The following is an 18,501-nucleotide window of genomic DNA, read 5'->3' on the forward strand; positions in this document are numbered from 1 at the left end:
GCAAGCAGCATCAAGGAATCAGAATGCGGGTCGTGTACCGCCCGTCGCGGCCCAGCTGTTCTCGGCCGATCGCGACCCAGGTTCTGCTTCTACTTTGCGGCCAGCTCATCCGTTCTGATGAACGGCCTGCTGCATAGTGGCGGAAAAGCTTGCCGCAAACGCGCGGACATTGTCGTCCTGATGCGGAACGACATTTCGTATTACCGGTTCGCTCTTGGGCTCCGCGAGTTGCATCAAGTGATCCGCCAGTGCGACCGGATCATCGACGCCGAAATAGCGCGCAGCACCGGCGGTCTGCTCCCGGTGCACGTCGATGTCGGACAGGATCATCGGAACGCCGAACGACTTCGCCTCCTCCACCGTCGTGCTCCAGCCCTCGAAGCGCGATGGGTTGAGCAGGGCTATGGAAGCCCGCAGCAGCGCGTAGACATGCGGCAACGGGATCACGCCGAGGTGACGAAAATGCGTATCGAGGCCACGCCTCCGGATCTCGGAGTTGACCAGATCATAGTAGCCCGGCTCGCGTCGATCTTCCGTGCTGCCGGATGCACAGACAACGACCTCGACCTCACGGCGCTTGAGGATCGCCAGGGCGTCGACGACAAGCCGATGGTTCTTGTGGCGATAGAACTGATTGGGCAGATAGAAGTAGTTCGCCGGCAGATTGTACGCCGCGATGACCTCTGATGGGTCGGTGTTCAGGAACGCGGCCGGCGGCTGGGTCGCGAAGCGAACGACGCTGACCCGGTTGCTGGCGTGTGGGTAGTAAGCCCTGAAATCGCGAAAGGCGCTCTCGCTGCTCAGCATGATGGTCCGCCCGGACGCGATCTGAACGCGAAAGCCAATCTCGCGACGCCAGCGTGCCGTCCGCGGAAACAGCTGGGGCAGCGAATGGTGCTGCAGATCCGGAATCCACGCCACTGCAGGGATCGCCAGCCGCCAACCGAAGAAACGTGCGGACTCAACAACAGCATCTACCTGCGCGGAACGAAACGCCGACGCGGCTCGGCGGTCGAGACCAAGCGCGAGTGCCGCCGCGAGACCTGGCTGCCCGTCAAACACCTCCGACCGGACGATCTCGACGCCTGGTATCGCACCAAGCTCGGCGATTTCGTTCTCGTCGGCCCGTGTCCCGGCAAAGACGACCGGAGCGAACTCGCCGGGCAAGAATTGGGCAAGCGCCGCGAACAGATTGCGCTGATAGTTGAACCCGCCGGCCCAAATCCGTCGCGAGATGTGATTGAACGCGAACCGCAGTGGGCGGGACGTCACGAAGCCTGCCCCTTGAACCAGGCCACGTAATCGGCGAGGCCCTGATCGAGCGGAATGCGCCAATCGAAGCCGATCTGGCGCAGCATCGCGGCGTCGGCCAACAGGCTCATGGGATCGCCGGGGCGGCTTACACCTGAATGCCGCACGACCGTCTTGCTACCCCACTGTCCGATGAGACCGGCGGCGATGTCGGCAACGCTGGTCCCCCGGCCCGAACCGCCATTGATGACCCGGAAAGCCTGCTGTGACGACGACGCTTCCGCGACGCTTGCAAGCAGCCTCGCGACATCGCGAACGTCGGTCCAGTCCCGTATCTCGTTGCCGGTCCCACCGAGCGTGAGCACCTGCTCCCTGGCGTTGAGCCGCGAGCAGATGTCCCAGAGCAATTGTTTGCGCAGGTTGGGCCCATAGACAGAGAACAGCCGCACGACCGTACAACGCAAGGCGAACGACCGCGCGTAACTCGCGCACAATTGCTCCATCATCAGCTTATGCTGCCCATACGGCGACATCGGAGTTACGATCGCGCTTTCAGCGATCGGGCCGAAATGATCGGCGCCATAGACGGCCGCGCTCGACGCCGCGATCACCGCGCAATCCGGCGCCGAACCGCGCAGCCATTCGAGCAGCCGCGCGGTGCTCGCGACAGTCCGCGAAAAATCCTCGAACGGCCGTTCGATCGAGACGCCGACCGACGATCCGCCAGCCAGATGAAAGACACGCGTCGGCAGCCCGTGCGCAGCCGCGAGCGCGTTGAGATTGGCCGCATCGATCTCGCCGTTGATCCAGCTCTGCAAACCGAGCCGCCGGGCTTCCGTTGCGTCAAGCGCCCCGTGTCCGACGCCATGCACCGCATGGCCTGCCCCCGCCAACGCATGCGCCAGATGGCGGCCGATGAACCCGTTCGCGCCTGTAACCCAGACGATCATCGCTCAAGCCTTGTGACAGACAAAGGAGTAGAGCCGGCCCGGTCGATTGTCGAAACGCTCGGCCATCGACAGCAGCGAGCCGAACAGCCAACTAGAGGCAAGCGCAGTTCGCCAAAGCGGAGCAACCGGAACCTTTTGCGACAACCTGGTCACGATCGCGGCTTTCAGGGTCTCCGGCGTATAGGGAAACAGGTTGATCGGGCTTTGCAGTGGCGCCAGCGTGTCGACCGCGGAAAACCCCGCGTTGGTCAGCGCGCCGGTGTAGCGATCGAGCAAGAAGGCATGTTCGCCGCCGTAGAGATGATGCAGCGGATGCTGCGCCAGGAACTGCGGAAGGTCCGCTTCCTTGCTGATGACATGCTCGCGCGCCGCGATCAGCATGCCACCGGGCCGCAGCACGCGAAACATCTCCCGGCACGCCCCCTCGAGGTCGCGCGTATGGTGCAGCACAGCGCGGGCGAAGACCAGATCGAACGTCGCATTGGCGAACGGCAGCCGCTCGGAGAACTCCTCAATCACCTGGATCGGCAATTGCGTCTGTTGCGCCAGGCCGCGGATCGCCGCCCCTCCCACGATGGCACTGGGATCCGGTTCGAGCGCCGTCACGGTAAAGCCGGTTCGGGCGAGCGCGTAGCTCGCGATGCCGCGACCGGCGCCAACGTCGAGCGCGGTACCTGACCGGCCGGCGAGCAGTGTGGCAACAGCTTGCCACTCGGAGCTCTGGAAATAGCGCTCGGCAGCGCCAACCAGCGGATCGTCGTAGAACGCGTCGAGCACGAGCTGGCGCTGCTCCGGCTGATTGCGCAGCCAGACCACCGCATCCTCCCAAGTGGTAAACTGGCGCTCACCGTTCATCGGGGCCAAGCTCCCTCACCAGCACGGCCGGATTGCCCGCCACGATCGTAAACGGCGCGACATCCTTCGTCACGACTGCGCCGGCCGCGACGATGGCGCCCTGCCCAACCGTCACACCGCGCAAGACCATCGCGCCCGCGCCGACCCAGGCGTCATCGCAGATCTTCACCGGGCTCTCGTCAAGCGAGATATCGCTCGGATGTCCGCGCGTGAAAATCTGCTGAACCTGCCGGTGCCGCTCGGTCGCGCGCAGCGGATGCGTGAGATTGTCGAAAACATTCGCCGAATGCGAGATCAGAACGCGGTTGCCGATCTCGATCGAGGCTGCCGACCAGATCCGGGTTCCCTCGCCGACATAGCACCATTCGCCGATCTTGATTTCCCCGCCATGCGCGAAGGTCAGGAGCTCGCCCAAGATGTGGCTGTTGTGGCCGACGACGATCTTGTCGGAATCGCCGCGGATGTTTCTGATCCTGGCCGAACGCCCGAGCGCCGCGTCGACCTGCAAGCGGCACGTCGCGCGACCGAGCAGACGCTGGATCAGATAATCGAGATTCATGCCGTCAACTGCAGGCACGCGACGGCGCGCGACGACGCCGCAAGGTCGTTGCCCTGCCCCTTGCCGGTGTGGATGTCGAAAACGGTGGCGTCGGCGAGCGCCTCGGCGCTCTGGCGCGACCAGCCTTGTCGCGAATAGCCGAAATAGTCGACATGGTGAGACGTCGCACCGAACGCCTCGATGATCCGCTCGATCATCGCAAGATCGAACACCTGATACCAACCGAGATTCTCGCGCTTGCCGAACGGCACCGAAATCAGGCAGGTGCCACCGGGCTTGAGAATGCGCTTGAACTCCTGCACCGCCGGAACAAAGCCGTCCCGATCGGTCTCGGCGTCGCGCGGATCGCCCGTGTACAGCATCTGATTATCGAGGCCGATGTGCTCGATCGTCGAGATGCTGGCGACGGTGTCGAAGACCTGATCGCCGAACATTGTTTTTCGGAGATCGCCGAACACGTAGGAGTAGCCATCATGCCAATAGCACCGCCGCTCGGGTGCCAGCGTCATGATGGTGAGATCCGCGCCGCGCAGCGGCGGACGCTGCAGCAGGAAGTCGTGGTTGAAGGTCGATCCAGCGTCCAGCATCTTGCCGACATTGTTCAACCGGCCATAGACCCAGGGATATTCCACCACGCGCTCGTCCATGGCGACGCCGTAGCCCGGCGGAAGCTCCTTCCCTGCCTGAAGCAAGCCCGCGTCGATGGCCGCAGTAATCGTGTCGCGCTTGACCGTCTGATAGCCCGGCCCGAACGGCCGCGGCCGCAACCGGAACAGCGGCACGGCAAGCCCGTCGGCCACCCATTTCAGTTGATGGATCAAGTCACTTGCAGACATCATCTCGGCCCGATCGCCCGCCCACCGGCCGGCACTGTGCTCCGTCTAGAGCCTTTTTCGTTCCGATGGAATCGGAACGGGGCTCCAGATTCTCGTTTCGGCGCATTTTCTTTACGCGAAACGGCATCCAGTTCGCTCGAAAAGCCCTCTAGCACGGCTCAATCCGCGCCACGAGATCGCTAAACTGGGCCCATTGCGAGGCCTTGCTGTAGGTCTGCTGCACGCGGCTTCGACCGGACGCGGCGATCCCGGCCCATTGCGGCCAATCCCGCAGGCTACTCGAAATCGCCTCGGCGGCCCTCTCAGGCGCGTCGTAGGTGCGCATGGTCACACCCTCCTCCATCGCCTCCGGATAGTTACCGGAATCCGACACGAGCAGCGACCCGCAGCCCATCGCCTCGAAGCAGCGCATGTTGCCGCGGTCGTTGCCGGCCATGTCGATTGCGCCGTTGAGCACGATCTTGGCGGTTCCGAACAGTTCGTAGAGGTCCCTGCCGAACAGCGGCAGCCGCGCTATTCGCGCGATGACGTCGGGTCTGCGGTGCTTTTGCAGCGGCAGCAACCGACCGACCGCGCTTTCGGCAAGCCGTGTCAGCCGCGACGCATCGAGGCAGAACACGATCTTGCGTTCGGCAGCCAGAGCCGCGACCTGTTCGAGCGTCCTACCGCGCGCGCTGTGATACCGCGAATATCCACCGACAAACGCCACGTCGATCGGCCGTTCGCCGTGACCGTATTGCTCCATGACAGGATCGATCGCGGGAAAGAACAGCTCCGCCCGGCAGCCCTTGCTACGCCAGGCCTCGAGGATCGAGGGGAAGTTTCCAAGCACCGCGCCGTAGGCGGTCAGGTCGGCGTTTCCGGAAGGCGCCGCGCGCCAGCACAACGTCTTCTTCACACAGCCCGGAAGCTTGGCGATGAACGCACTCGGATAGCGCACCGGATCGAGATTGTAGAACACGTCGGTCCTGTGATGCTCGATCTGCGCAAGCAGAATGGCTTCGAGCGTCGGCGTCCCCTTCATGCCCTGCTCACGCGCCCACTGGCGCTGCAGCACTTCGTCGTCGCCATTGGTGAAGAAGGCTTCAGGCGCACCGTCGAGCACAGGCTCGAGAAAATGTGCCGCGCCGAAGCGATCGTGCAGGAACACGTCGCGGCGTGCCGCGAAGCTCGACGCTTTTGCCACAAGCTGGTTTAGCCGCGGCAGATAAGACGGATAGAGACCGCTATTCTGGAACAGACGCATTGGTTATACGGACCTTGCCAACATCCATTTCATGTTCAGGTATGGCCAGATCCGGCCGACGGATTCCCAATCCCAGCTCTGCGATGCCGTCAAGTGGCCGACCGTCTTTCGAAGCGGCGCTTCGTCGACGAACTCGGCAAACGCCGGAACATTGCGATTGAGCAGCTCATTGGTCCAGCCCGCCAATGGCCCGTTCAGCCATTCCGGCATCGGCGAGTTGAAGCCGACCTTGCGGCGCGCGGTGCGGATGCTTTCGGGCATCAGGTTCGCCATCGCCTGACGCGCGACCACCTTGGTCATGCCATCGGCCGATTTGCTGGTTTCGGGCAGCGCCATCGTGTAGGTCACCAGCCGCCAGTCCATGAACGGCATGCGCACCTCGATCCCGTGCGCCATCGAGAGCCGGTCGAAATTGCGCAGAATGGTGGGAAGCGTCGTCGAGTGGAACATGCGATAGAGACGCCGGTTCAGCGCGCCCCACCCGTTCGGCAACTCGTCATCCTCGGCGACCAGCGGCAGCGCCGCCGGCATCGCGGTCAGGCCTCCCCGCAGGAAATAGTGCCCCTGGCGCCTGATCATCTGCGCCCGCAGGAAGTCGATGCCGCGCTGCGCCAGTTGCGATCGTGACGTGAGCGCCGCGGCGGCGTTGCGGATCCGGAATGCGGTCGACTGCCCCTCCTGCAAATAGGCACCCATCAATTCGTCCGCTCCGTGGCCGTCAAGCGACACGGTGACGTTCTGGCGCCGGAGTTCGCGATAGATCAGCCAGGGCGCGCTCGGCAGCCCGATATAGACGTCGTCGTTGTCGTCAAGGATCCGATCAAGGTCAGTGAGCGCATCGGAGCGCCCGATCTCGAGAAAGCTCGGCGCCACGTCGGCCCACGCGGCCGCTTCCTCCGCCATCGGCCGCTCGTCGTTGCTGGCGCCGGGAAAGGTGGCGACAAAGGCGTGCCGCCAGGCGGTCGAGTCGCGCGGTCCCATGCCGGCCTTCTCATGGGTCGCCATCGCGCAGATCACCGCAGACGAGTCGAAGCCGCCGGACAGGCAGGTCCCAATCGGAACGTCGCTGCGCATGCGGAGCGCGACGGAATCCTGAAAGAGTTCACGAAAGCGCTCGATGCGTTCGGCCTCGGTGTCCGGGATATCAGGCAGATGATCCACGGTCCGCCACCAGCGGCGCACCTGCACCCGCCCCTGGCGCAACCACATGCAGTGCCCGCCCTGCAGGCGACGCAGTTGCGCGAACAAGGTCCGCTCGCTGCCTTCGATGCCGAACGGGTCCAGCAACAGCCGCCGCGCCACGTCGACATCGAGCGACGTCTCGACCAGCCCGCTCCGCGCCAGCGCCCGCTGCTCGGATGCGAACACGAACCGCTCGCCTGACAACGCGTACAGCAGCGGCTTGATGCCGAACCGATCGCGCGCGAGGAACAGATCATCCGTGACCGTGTCGTAGATCGCCAGCGCCCACATGCCGTTGAAGCGCAGCAGCATGTCCTCGCCCCACGCCTGCCAGGCGGCAAGGATCACCTCGGTGTCGGACTGGCTGCGGAAGACCGCGCCCCTCGCCTCGAGCTCGCGGCGCAATTCGAGAAAGTTGTAGATCTCGCCGTTGTAGACGATCACATGGCGGCCATCGCCGGATGCCATCGGCTGATAGCCGCCCTCGCCGGGATCGATGATGGCGAGCCGGCGATGGCCGAAGGCGACGTTTCGCTTCGCATTGAACCAGGTGCCCTCGCCGAGCGGCCCGCGATGCGCGATCAGGCTGGTGAGCCGCGAGATGTCGGCTGGGTCCACGGGACCGCCGCGCAGATTGACGATGCCTGCGATACCACACATGTCTAGGCGGCCTTGAAGGGCAAGAAGCGGGCGATGATGATGCGAAGATCCCGCCAGCAGATGGCGCGATAGGGACCAAGCTGCGACACGGCGACGGCGGCGACAAAGATCGCCGCCGCCGACACGCCGTAGAGCGACACCACATACCACCATGACGGCGCGTGGTCGAACGACACATGGCCAAGCTGTGCGCGGAGCGCCAGCGCAACGGCGATGCCCGTGCCGAGCGGGATCAGGACGAAATGCAGCATCCGTGACCACATGGACGAGAGCCTGAAGGTTCGCCGCAGCAGCAGCACCGTGACGACCATCTGGGCAACCATCCCGACGCAGGAACTCCAGCCGGCCGCCTGCCAGCCGAAATACGGCAACGCAATGGCGCTGGTGGCCAGCGTGAAGATGCCGGTGACGAGCGAGATCAACGCGTTGAAACTGGAGCGTCCCTGCGACAACAGATAGAACGCGAACACGTTGGCGCTCGACCCCAATATCCCGCTGATCGCAAGCACCACCAGCACGAGCTGCGCCTCGGCTGCGACCTCGGCGCCGGTCCATCGATACAGCAGCGCGCCTGCGACCGGGATCAGGCCGCCAAGCGCACTCGCGGCAAGCACGTTGAGAATCCAGGACGAGCGCAGCAACAGGTCGACCTTGCGGTCGTCATCTTCCTTCTGCAGCGTGCTGAAGAACGGGAACAAGATCTCGCCGATCTTCAGCACACCGATATAGACCGCCTCCTCCAGCCGCTGCGCGACGCTGTAGAAGCCGACGAATTGCGGCTGCAGCAGCGCGCCGAGCAAATAGCGGTCCGCCTGCCCCGCGAACAGCGCGCCGCTTTGCGCCGCGACCTGCCAGCCGCCAAGTTTCACGAGTGCGCGCAACGCGCTGCGATCGAGTGCGGGCCGTGCCAGCCAGTCGTGGATGGCATGCCGCGACCAGGCGAAGGCCATCAGGAGATTCGTCGCGAAGCCCAGGGCCTGACAGCCGAGAAAGGTCGAGGCGCGCGGCGCGTGTGGGATCAGCAGCAGCATCGACATCGTCGTCACCACCGTGCCGGCGATGCTGATCGACGCGATCCGCCGGTAATCCTGGCGCGCCGTGAACAGCGAGAGGAAGACCGCAAACAGGCACTGGAGCAGCCAGCCGGTACCGGCCAATGCAAAGGCAAGCCCGAGGTCGTCAGACGCTGGACCACCCAGGTGAAATCCCAATCGCGCGAGCGGCGGTCCGGCAAGGATGAGCAATGCTGCGATCAGGCACCCCACGGCGATGGCGAGCGCAAGGGCGGTCGAGAAGAAACGCCGCGCCTCGCCGCGATCGGACGGCTCCAACCGTTGCGCGAGCTCGCGCGCCGTCGAGAGGCCAAGCGCATTGCTGAACATCAGGGCAGGCGCGACGCAGGCTGTCACCAGGCCTGCAACACCGAAGGCAGCAAGGCCGAGCCGGAAAATCACGAATGGAAGAATCGCGAGATTGAGCAAAACCGCGACCGCGAAGGCAGTCGCGTTCCATGCCGAGTTACCGAGCAGATGGGATGGACCCTTCTTCACCGCCATGCCCGCTTTCGGTCCATCGCCTCGATACGCCTCAAGTGCCTCTTCCATAAGGGCAAAACCCATTCGGCATCGCGACGGGCTAGCAGCCGGCGAAGTGATTGTCGAGGGTTGGCGGATGGCGGGGCCTGTAAGCAGGTGTGGGGAAAACCTGAACGACGGCCAAAGCGGCGAGCCGATCTCCACGGAACCATGCCTGTTTGTTTCCAGCCCGGTTTGTTGCCCGGGTAACAGTTGGAAAGGTCAGCCAAATTGTCTATGGCAGATAGGCAGTAGCCCCCAGAGCGGCCCGCCAAACAAGAGGTGTCTCAATGCCCTTTCCCCGCGCATCCCAAGCCCTGTCCCGTTTCACCGTGCTGGATTTGACCCGGGTCCGGTCGGGGCCGACCTGCGTACGCCAGCTCGCCGACTGGGGTGCCAACGTCATCAAGATCGATGCGCTGCTGGAGGACGGCGGCGGCGAGCAGCCGGGCGGCCCGCGCGGCGGGTCGGACTTCCAGAACCTGCATCGCAACAAGCGTGCCATGACGCTGAACCTGAAAGACCCCAAGGGGCTCGAAGTGTTCAAGCGACTGGCCGAGCAGGCCGACGTCATCGTCGAGAACTTTCGGCCGGACGTGAAGGCCAAGCTCGGCATCGACTACGAGAGCGTGCGCAAGATCAATCCGCGGATTGTCTATGGCAGCATCTCCGGCTTCGGCCAGGACGGGCCCTATCACAAGCGGCCGGGCTTCGATCAGATCGCGCAGGGCATGGGTGGCCTGATGTCGGTGACCGGCGCGCCCGGCGAGGGACCGATGCGGGTCGGTATCCCCGTGGCCGACCTGACCGCGGGCCTGTTCTGCGCGATCGGCATCCTCACCGCGCTCCTGGAACGCGACGTCTCCGGCGAAGGCCAGTGGGTGCAGACCTCGCTGCTGCAGGCGCAGATCTTCATGCTGGATTTCCAGGCGGCGCGTTGGCTGATGGAAAAGGAAGTCGCCAAGCAGGCCGGCAACAACCATCCGACCTCGATCCCGACCGGCGTGTTCAAGACCACCGACGGCTACATCAACATCGCCACGACAGGCGGCCGCATCTGGGAGCGCTGCGCCCAGGCGATCGGCGCGCCTGACCTGGTCACCGACCCCGACTATGCGACCGCACCGGCGCGCTCGAAGAACCGCGACGCTCTGAATGCCCGAATCAACGCGCTGACGGAAAAGAAATCCACCGAGACCTGGGTGGCCGAACTGAACGCCGCCGGTGTGCCGTGCGGGCCGATCTATTCGATCGACCAGATGTTCGAGGATGCCCAGGTCAAGCATCTCGGCATGGCGCAGCACGTGCCGAATGACGAGAACCGGCAGATCCAGCTGGTCAGCCAGCCCGTGACGCTGTCGCGGACGCCGAGCAAGATGGCGGCGCGCCCGCCGGAATTCGGCGAGCAGACCGAGGAAGTGCTGGCCGAATTCGGCTTCGGCCAGGACGAGATCGCCGAGCTGCGCCAGCGCAAGGTCGTCTAGAGATTCTCGTCTTGACGCGTTTTCTTCACGCGAACCGGTATCCACTTCGCTCGAAAACGCTCTATAGCCTCACGCCTTTGCCGGCCGCACCAGACGCGCGACGCCGGCAAAGGCCCGATCGATCACCGGCCAGAACAGCAGCACGATCGCCAAGGTCGTGATGGAGCCGACGAGGCCGTTCGACCAGAACACCTTCATATCGCCGCCGGAGCCGATCATCGAGAGCCGGAACGCGTCCTCGGCGCGGCTGCCGAGCACCAAAGCGAGCGTGAACGGCGCAAGCGGGATCCCGATCTTCTTGAAGACGTAGCCGACGACACCGAAGCCCAGCATCAGCCAGATATCGAACATCGCATTCTGGATCGCATAGGCGCCGATCGCGCAGGACACCACGATCATGGGCGCGACGGCCGCGAATGGCACGCGCAGGATCGAGGCGAAGATCGGCACTGTGGTCAGCACCAGGACCAGGCCGACGACGTTGCCGAGATACATTGAGGCGATCAGGCCCCAGACGAAATCCTTGTGCTCGACGAACAGCAGCGGGCCTGGATTGAGGCCCCATACCATCAGGCCGCCGAGCAGGATCGCCGCAGTCCCCGAACCGGGAATGCCGAGCGCGAGCATCGGCAGCAAGGCCGCAGTGCCCGAGGCGTGCGCGGCGGTCTCCGGCGCGAACACGCCCTCGATACGGCCCTTGCCGAAACTCTCCTGATCCTTGGCGAAACGCTTCGCGAGGTTGTAGCCCATGAAGGAGGCCGCGATCGCACCGCCCGGCGTGATCCCGAGCCAGCAGCCGATCACCGACGAACGCAGCAGCGTCACCCAGTATTTCGGCAGGTCCTTCCACACCGAGAGCACGACGCGCAGGCTGATACTGGCGGCATGTCCGCGCAGCGCCAGGCGTTCCTCCATCGTGAGCAGGATCTCGCTGATGCCGAACAGGCCGATGACGGCGACGAGGAAGTTGATGCCGCGCAGCAGTTCCGCAGAACCGAACGTCATGCGCAGCTGCCCGGACACCGTATCCATGCCGACGCCCGCAAGCAGCAGCCCGAGCGACATCGAGATCACGGTCTTGTGCTTGGCTTCGCGGCCGAGACCGACGAAGGAACAGAAGGTCAGCAGGTAGACGGCGAAGAATTCCGGCGGACCAAACTTCAGCGCGAACGATGAGATCATCGGCGCCAGGAAGGTGATCAGCAGCACCGCGACCAGCGAACCGATGAACGACGAGGTGAACGCCGCGGTGAGCGCTTCGGCCGCCCTGCCCTGCTGCGCCATCGGATAGCCGTCGAACGTGGTCGCGACCGACCAGGCTTCGCCGGGGATGTTGAACAGGATCGAGGTGATGGCGCCGCCGAACAGCGCGCCCCAATAGATGCACGACAGCATCACGATGGCGGATGTCGGATCCATCGTGAAGGTCAGCGGCAGCAGGATCGCGACGCCATTGGGACCGCCCAGTCCGGGCAGCACACCGACGAAGATGCCGAGCACGAGCCCGACCATCATCAACAGCAGCGTCTTCCACGTCAAAAGGACGGCAAAGCCGTGTAGCAGAAGACCGAAGGCTTCCATGTCTCGAAATCCCGTCGGTTAGCTCAGTAGCCGAAGGCCGCTTCGAGCGGCCCCTTCGGCATGATGACGTCGAATGCGATGTCGAAGGTCACGAACATCGCGGCGGTGAAGATGAAGGCGGTCAAGAGCGACTTCCACAGCGCGATCTTGCCGACCAGGCGCATGAAGCCCGCGATCAGGAGAAAGCTCGCGACATAGAGGCCGAGATATTGGGTGGCGAGGCAGAACAGGAAGGTCGGCACGAACACCGCCATCACCCGGCGAAGCTGGGCGCGGGTGACGAAGGTCTCGGCAGCCTCCCGGCGCGAGACGAAGGCGGCGCCGAGGCCATAGAGACTGGCGGCGCCGAGAATCACCGAGAGATAGAATGGAAAATAGCCCGGCTGCGGCCCGGTTGAATCCCACGACGCGCCGGTGCGCCAATTGTCCCAGCCGAGCACAAGTGCGAGCGCGAGCAGCAGCAGCGAGACGATGACGTCGACGGCGCCGGTAGAGACGACGGCGGGCGAGTTCTGCTCAGGCGCGGTCGGATCGTCGACGACGATCTCAAGTTCGGTATTGGACATGGACTGGACGGTCTGGGTTGCGAGGGCAACGATTGGGATAGCGTGCTGAACCAATCACCGTCAATGCAGCCTTCAGCTAAGCAGTGGAACGTTCGGGAAATGCGCTCGCAAGCGCAGCACGAGTAGCGCCGAGGACGCCGCGCTCGGTGATCAATCCCGTCACCAGCCGCGCCGGCGTGACGTCGAAGCCGAAATTGGCCACCGAAGAGCCGTCCGGAACCACGCGCACGGTCTCGATCCGTCCGTCCGCCGTGCGCCCGGTAAGGTGCGTTACCTCACTGGCCGCACGCTGCTCGATCGGAATCTGCCGGACGCCGTCGTCGATACTAAAGTCTATGGTCGGCGACGGCAGCGCGACGTAGAACGGCACCTCGTTGTCATGCGCGGCGAGCGCCTTCAGATAGGTGCCGATCTTGTTGCAGACGTCGCCATTGGCGGCAACGCGATCGGTGCCGACGATCGCAAGGTCAACCATGCGATGCTGCATCAGATGGCCGCCGGTGTTGTCGGGGATCACGGTATGCGGCACGCCGTGGTGACCGAGTTCCCATGCGGTGAGCGAGGCGCCCTGGTTGCGCGGCCGCGTCTCGTCGACCCAGACATGGACCGCAATACCGCGGTCATGCGCCTGGTAGATCGGCGACGTCGCCGTTCCCCAATCGACGGTTGCAAGCCAGCCGGCATTGCAATGCGTCAGGACGTTGACCGGCTCCCCCGGCTTCTTGGTCGCGGCGATTTTTTCGATCAGGCCGAGGCCGTGGCGGCCGATCTCGCGGTTGATCTCGACGTCTTCATCGGCGATCGCGCGGGCGCGGGCATAGGCCGCTTCCGCCCGGGCGGACGCGGCGAGCGGTGCGAGCGCACGTTGCATGTCGTCAACAGCCCACTTCAGATTGATCGCGGTCGGCCGGGTCGCAGCCAGCATCTTGCCGGCCCTGTCGAGCGCCGCGTCGGAGGCATCGGCGCGCATCGCCAGCGCCATGCCATAGGCAGCGGTGGCGCCGATCAGCGGCGCACCGCGCACCAGCATCGAGCTGATGGCCTCGCCGGCCTCCTCGGCCGTCGTGATCTTCGCAACAATGAACTCATGCGGCAATCGTCGCTGATCGATCGCGCCGACCGACCAACCGTCGGGTTCGAGCCAGATGCTGCGAAAGTGGCGGCCGTCGACTTTCATGCGCGCAACACCCTTCCGGCGACGGCATCGAGCTTGGCAAGCAGCTGCGGATCGCGCGCCGTGGGCGCCGTGATCAGCGCGGTGTCCAGCGCCCGATCCGAACCGATCGGACACGGCTCGTGCTCGCGCGGGAAATCCCGCGCCAGACGCGCGACCAGCGCCTTGGCCTTCTCGGCGTTCGAATTCAGCACGCGGATGATATCCTGCACCGTGACGGCATCATGCGCTGGATGCCAGCAGTCGAAATCGGTGACCATCGCCACGCTGGCGTAGCAGATCTCGGCCTCGCGGGCGAGCTTGGCTTCGGGCATGTTGGTCATGCCGATCACCGAATAGCCCTGCGCCTTGTAGGTCAGGCTTTCGGCGAGCGAGGAGAATTGCGGCCCCTCCATGCAGAGATAAGTGCCGCCGCGCGCGAACGCGATGCGCTCGGCTTCGGCAGCGGCGGCGAGGTGCTTCACCAGCAGCGGCGACACCGGATGCGCCATCGACACATGCGCAACGCAGCCCCTGCCGAAGAACGAGCTCTCGCGCTTGTGCGTGCGATCGACGAACTGGTCGACCAGCACGAAGGTGCCCGGCGGCAGCTCTTCCTTGAAGGAGCCGCACGCCGACAGCGCGACCAGGTCGGTGACCCCGGCCCGCTTCAGCACGTCGATATTGGCGCGATAATTGATGTCGGACGGCGACAGCGCGTGTCCCGGGCCGTGCCGCGGCAGGAACACGATCGGCAGTCCCGCCATCTCGCCACGGCGCAGCGGCGCCGACGGCTCGCCCCACGGGCTTGCGATGGTTTCATCCCGGACATTTTCCAGGCCCGGCAGGTCGTAGATACCGGATCCGCCGATGATCCCCAACACGGCTTTGGTCATGATCGCTCCTCACAGTCCCGCAACGGCGACGGAGGGGTGACCCAGCCCGATCGGGCTCGCCGGACGTTCGGCCATACTGCGGCGCAATATCGATGGGGCGGCGACGCGATGCAAGGCGATTTCGAACGGAAGGTAAAGCAATCAGACGGGTCATTCCGGGGCGATGAGAAAGCATCGAACCCGGAATCTCGAGATTCCCCGATGCGCCTTGCGCATCTGAGGTTCACGCTTCGCGTGCCCCGGAATGACGACGTAGAGATGTACGACAACGGCAACCTTATTTCGCGACGAAGCCCGCGGCATTCATGAGCGAGGCATTCTGCTTGTCGTCGTCTTCGAGGAACTCGACCATGTCCTTGCCGGTGAGGAAGATCGGCTTCAAGGCCTGCTTCTCCATGTAGTCCTTGTATTCCGCCGTCTGCGTCACCTTCTGGAACAGATCGACATAGAATGCCTGCTGCTCCTGCGTCACCTTCCCCGGCAGGAACATCGCGCGCAGCATCAGATACTGCACGTCCAGCCCCTCTTCCTTGCAGGTCGGGATGTCGTTCCAGGATTGCGTGTCGGTGACCTTGGTCTTGTAGGAGATGCGCTCCTTGTCGAACACGCAGAGCGCGCGAACCTGTCCGGCACGCCAGACTTCGAGGTTTTCACTGGGATTGTTGACGTTGGATTCGGTGTGGCCGCCGACCAGCTGGGTCGCCGCCTCGCCGCCGGACTTGTAGGGCAGATAGGAGAACTTCGCGCCGGTCTTCTGCTCCATGAACACGGTCAGCACATGATCTTCGCGCTTGGAGCCGGTGCCGCCCATCTTGAACGGCGCGCTCGCCGCCTTCGCGGCCGCGATGAAGTCCTTCACGGTCTTGGGGCCCGATGCATTGTCCCACAACACGAACTGGTCGAGCGCGATCACCGACACCGGCGTGAGGTCGCGCCAGTTGAACGGAATCTTGGCCGACAGCGGCAGCATGTAGATCAGCGAATAGGCGATCAGCACCTTGTTGGGATCGCCCTCGCTGGACTTCATGTACATCAGCGCTTCCGCGCCCGATGCGCCGCCCTTCAACGAGACCACCATCGGCTGCTTCATCAGATTGTTCTTCTGGATCGCCGCCTGCATCATGCGCGCCATCTGGTCGGAAGCGCCGCCGGCACCCGCCGCAACCACGATCTCGACCGGCTTGCTCGGCTCCCAACCGGCAAAGGCCGGCGTGCTCAGCAGCAGGGCCGCGATTGCAGCCGTGGCTTTTACAATCTGTCCCACGTGTTTCTTCCCTATCTATTTGTTCGGCTTGGCAAAACCTGCGAGAGGCTGATAGCCGTCATTGTGCCGAGAAAGCGAGTGAGTTCAAGCCGCGAACTGCCGCATGGCCTATGACTTTGGAATGAGGTGGGTGTGTCGTAGGTGTATCGGACGCGCCTCTCTATCCGTCGTCATTCCGGGGCGTGCGAAGCACGAGCCCGGAATCCATTGGGCCGCATTATTTGTGGTCAAATGGATTCCGGGCTCTCGCTTCGCGAGCCCCGGAATGACGGCGAAGGGTCAGTGAGCCCCCGCCCCCTCGTTACTTGCCCTTGAAGTTCGGCGCGCGCTTGTTGAGGAAGGCGTCCATGCCCTCGCGGAAATCCTCGCTCATATAGGCGCGCAGGATCAGGTCTTCGCCTTCGTCGCGCGACAGCGTGCGGCGGATGCGGCGCACCGCTTCCTTGGTCACCTCCAACGTGATCGGCGCGTGGCCCGCGACGAGCTGCGCGGTCTCGGTTGCGCGGCGTTGCAAGCTTTCCACATCGGGGACGACTTCGTTCAGCAGCCCGAGCGCCAGCGCTTCGGGCGCCTCGACCAGGCGCGCCTTGAAGATCAGATCCTTGGTGCGCGCCGGACCGACCAGCGAGACCAGCCGCGAGATGTTGGACATCGAGAGGCAGTTGCCGAGCGTACGCGCGATCGGGAAGCCGATCCGCGTCGCCTCGGTGCCGATGCGGATATCGCAGCATGCGGCAATGCCGGCACCGCCACCGGTGCACGCGCCGGCGATCGCCGCGATCACAGGCACACGGCACTGTTCGAGCGTTCCCAGCACGCGATCGATCCGCGCCTCGTAATCCAGCGCATCCTGCGCGGTCTTGAACGCCCGGAACTGCGAGATGTCGGTGCCCGAGGCGAACGCCTTGTCGCCGGCGCCGGTCAGGATCAGCGCCTTGATGGAGCGATCCTGATTGATGTTCTCGCAGATCGAGGCCATCTGCTCGTACATCGCAAAGGTCAGCGCGTTGCGGGCCTGCGGCCGGTTGAACGTGATGCGCGCGATCCCGTCCGCGACGGAGTAGATCAGGTCTTCGGTCGGTGCGACGGGCGCGTTCATGTCTCGCTCTTTCTGTTCTTTGCGATAAGGTTTCAGGCCAGCCTACTCAAGCAACGGCTTTCGAGGCCTGCGATGGGTTGCGTCCCTTGAGGACCTCCATCGCCGCCAGCACACCGCCACTGCGGTGCGGCACCTTGGCCAGATCAAGACCCATCTCGACGCCGGACAGCGTGCCCATCAGCATCAAATCGTTGAAGTGGCCGATGTGCCCGATCCGGAACACCTTGCCCTTGACCTTGTTGAGGCCGGTGCCGAGCGACATGTCGAAATTCTCCAGCACGACCTTGCGGAAGTGGTCGGCATCGTGACCGTCAGGCACGCGCACCGCGGTCAATGCCGGCGAATGCGCGCCCTGCTCCTGGCACTGCGTCTCCAGCCCCCAGACCTTGATGGCGGCGCGCGTCGCTTCGCTGTGGCGCTTGTGGCGGGCGAACACGTTGTCCAGCCCCTCCTCCTCCAGCATCTTCACGGCCTCGCGCAGGCCGAACAGCAGGTTGGTGGCGGGCGTATACGGCCAGGTGCCGGCCTTGTTGATGTTGATGACTTCCTGCCAATCCCAATAGGAACGCATCCCAGGATTGGCCTTGGCCACCGCCAGCGCCTTTTCCGACACCGCGTTGAAGCCGAGGCCGGGCGGCAGCATCAGCCCCTTCTGGGAGCCGGCGATCGAGACGTCGATGCCCCAGGCATCGTGTTCGTATTCGAGCGAGCCGAGGCCCGAGATGGTGTCGACCATCAACAGCGCCGGATGCTTCAAGGTGTCGAGGATCTTGCGGACGTCGCGCGGATAGGTGACGCATGCAGTCGAGGTCTCGTTATGGACCACGCAGACGGCCTTGATCTTGTGCGCCTTGTCGGCGGCAAGCCTCGCCTCGATCTGCTCGAGGTCGGCGCCGTGGCGCCAGTCGCCCGGAATGAAATCGACGTCGAGCTTGAACTTGTCGGCGATGCCATGCCACAGCATCGCGAACTGGCCGGTCTCGCACATCAGGACCTTGTCGCCCGGCTGCAACGTGTTGACGATCGCGGCCTCCCAGGCGCCGGTCCCCGACGAGGGGTAGATGATCACGGGCTGCTTGGTGCGGAACACACGCTGCATCGCGGAAAGCACGGCAAAGCCGATCTCGGCGAATTCGGCACCGCGATGGTCCATGGTCGGCATGTCCATCGCCCGCAGCACCCGGTCCGGCACGTTGGTCGGTCCCGGAATCTGCAGAAAATGCCTTCCAGTGTGCACGGTCATGAGCGTCTTTCCCGGTCTTGCCTTGGTCTTGGTAAGCCGCTCGCATATCACTATTCGCCGGGTTTGTCCTAGGCCCGGCGGGGGGCCGTCATGCATATCTGA

Annotated in this window: 16 protein-coding genes; 1 reads left to right on the forward strand and 15 read right to left on the reverse strand. The window is 64.2% G+C overall.

Features of this window, described 5'->3' with window-relative positions:
- Positions 1 to 105: 105 nt before the first annotated feature.
- The 8 genes from ACVIGA_RS07205 to ACVIGA_RS07240 all read right to left on the reverse strand — a co-directional run bounded on the left by ACVIGA_RS07205 (position 106) and on the right by ACVIGA_RS07240 (position 9,095).
- Positions 106 to 1,167: a glycosyltransferase family 4 protein gene (locus tag ACVIGA_RS07205; protein WP_456665834.1), complete on the reverse strand. Its 1,062-nt coding sequence runs from the start codon at positions 1,165 to 1,167 to the stop codon at positions 106 to 108.
- 101 nt (positions 1,168 to 1,268) lie between these two features.
- Positions 1,269 to 2,201: an NAD-dependent epimerase/dehydratase family protein gene (locus ACVIGA_RS07210; protein WP_456665835.1), complete on the reverse strand. Its 933-nt coding sequence runs from the start codon at positions 2,199 to 2,201 to the stop codon at positions 1,269 to 1,271.
- 3 nt (positions 2,202 to 2,204) lie between these two features.
- Positions 2,205 to 3,056: a class I SAM-dependent methyltransferase gene (locus ACVIGA_RS07215; protein WP_456665836.1), complete on the reverse strand. Its 852-nt coding sequence runs from the start codon at positions 3,054 to 3,056 to the stop codon at positions 2,205 to 2,207.
- Entirely contained in the window at positions 3,046 to 3,615 is a 570-nt protein-coding gene (locus ACVIGA_RS07220; RefSeq protein WP_456665837.1) for an acyltransferase, read from the reverse strand. The genes ACVIGA_RS07215 and ACVIGA_RS07220 overlap by 11 nt, the downstream gene beginning before the upstream one ends.
- Positions 3,612 to 4,451: a methyltransferase domain-containing protein gene (locus tag ACVIGA_RS07225; RefSeq protein ID WP_456665838.1), complete on the reverse strand. Its 840-nt coding sequence runs from the start codon at positions 4,449 to 4,451 to the stop codon at positions 3,612 to 3,614. The genes ACVIGA_RS07220 and ACVIGA_RS07225 overlap by 4 nt, the downstream gene beginning before the upstream one ends.
- Before the next feature lie 148 nt (positions 4,452 to 4,599).
- Positions 4,600 to 5,697: a glycosyltransferase family protein gene (locus ACVIGA_RS07230; protein WP_456665839.1), complete on the reverse strand. Its 1,098-nt coding sequence runs from the start codon at positions 5,695 to 5,697 to the stop codon at positions 4,600 to 4,602.
- Between the two features lie 3 nt (positions 5,698 to 5,700).
- On the reverse strand, positions 5,701 to 7,539 hold the full coding sequence (asnB, locus tag ACVIGA_RS07235) for an asparagine synthase (glutamine-hydrolyzing) (protein WP_456665840.1): 1,839 nt from the start codon (positions 7,537 to 7,539) through the stop codon (positions 5,701 to 5,703).
- Positions 7,540 to 7,541: 2 nt separating this feature from the next.
- On the reverse strand, positions 7,542 to 9,095 hold the full coding sequence (locus ACVIGA_RS07240; protein ID WP_456665841.1) for a lipopolysaccharide biosynthesis protein: 1,554 nt from the start codon (positions 9,093 to 9,095) through the stop codon (positions 7,542 to 7,544).
- A gap of 308 nt (positions 9,096 to 9,403) precedes the next feature.
- Here ACVIGA_RS07240 and ACVIGA_RS07245 point away from each other — a divergent pair, with 308 nt between their 5' ends.
- Positions 9,404 to 10,597: a CaiB/BaiF CoA transferase family protein gene (locus ACVIGA_RS07245; protein ID WP_223969144.1), complete on the forward strand. Its 1,194-nt coding sequence runs from the start codon at positions 9,404 to 9,406 to the stop codon at positions 10,595 to 10,597.
- Positions 10,598 to 10,666: 69 nt separating this feature from the next.
- On the opposite strand, the gene ACVIGA_RS07250 is transcribed toward ACVIGA_RS07245, so the two are convergent.
- The 7 genes from ACVIGA_RS07250 to ACVIGA_RS07280 form a co-directional block, all read right to left on the reverse strand.
- Positions 10,667 to 12,178 (reverse strand): tripartite tricarboxylate transporter permease, encoded by a 1,512-nt coding sequence (locus ACVIGA_RS07250; protein WP_375775747.1) that lies wholly within the window; start codon positions 12,176 to 12,178, stop codon positions 10,667 to 10,669.
- Between the two features lie 23 nt (positions 12,179 to 12,201).
- Complete coding sequence (locus ACVIGA_RS07255) at positions 12,202 to 12,744, reverse strand: tripartite tricarboxylate transporter TctB family protein (RefSeq protein WP_456665842.1); 543 nt, start codon at positions 12,742 to 12,744, stop codon at positions 12,202 to 12,204.
- Positions 12,745 to 12,820: 76 nt separating this feature from the next.
- Complete coding sequence (mtnA, locus tag ACVIGA_RS07260; protein WP_456665843.1) at positions 12,821 to 13,921, reverse strand: S-methyl-5-thioribose-1-phosphate isomerase; 1,101 nt, start codon at positions 13,919 to 13,921, stop codon at positions 12,821 to 12,823.
- Complete coding sequence (locus ACVIGA_RS07265) at positions 13,918 to 14,793, reverse strand: S-methyl-5'-thioadenosine phosphorylase (protein ID WP_456665844.1); 876 nt, start codon at positions 14,791 to 14,793, stop codon at positions 13,918 to 13,920. Before ACVIGA_RS07265 ends, mtnA begins: the two co-directional genes overlap by 4 nt.
- A 277-nt stretch (positions 14,794 to 15,070) precedes the next feature.
- The gene (locus tag ACVIGA_RS07270) at positions 15,071 to 16,057 is read right to left on the reverse strand and encodes a Bug family tripartite tricarboxylate transporter substrate binding protein (protein WP_456665845.1); all 987 of its coding nucleotides are present in this window, start codon (positions 16,055 to 16,057) and stop codon (positions 15,071 to 15,073) included.
- A 301-nt stretch (positions 16,058 to 16,358) separates the two neighbouring features.
- Positions 16,359 to 17,156 carry an enoyl-CoA hydratase/isomerase family protein gene (locus ACVIGA_RS07275; RefSeq protein WP_456665846.1) on the reverse strand — a complete coding sequence of 266 codons (798 nt, stop codon included), beginning with the start codon at positions 17,154 to 17,156 and terminating at the stop codon, positions 16,359 to 16,361.
- Between the two features lie 46 nt (positions 17,157 to 17,202).
- Complete coding sequence (locus tag ACVIGA_RS07280; protein WP_456665847.1) at positions 17,203 to 18,399, reverse strand: pyridoxal-phosphate-dependent aminotransferase family protein; 1,197 nt, start codon at positions 18,397 to 18,399, stop codon at positions 17,203 to 17,205.
- Positions 18,400 to 18,501: the final 102 nt, after the last annotated feature.

Source organism: Bradyrhizobium sp. USDA 3240 (genome assembly GCF_054063295.1).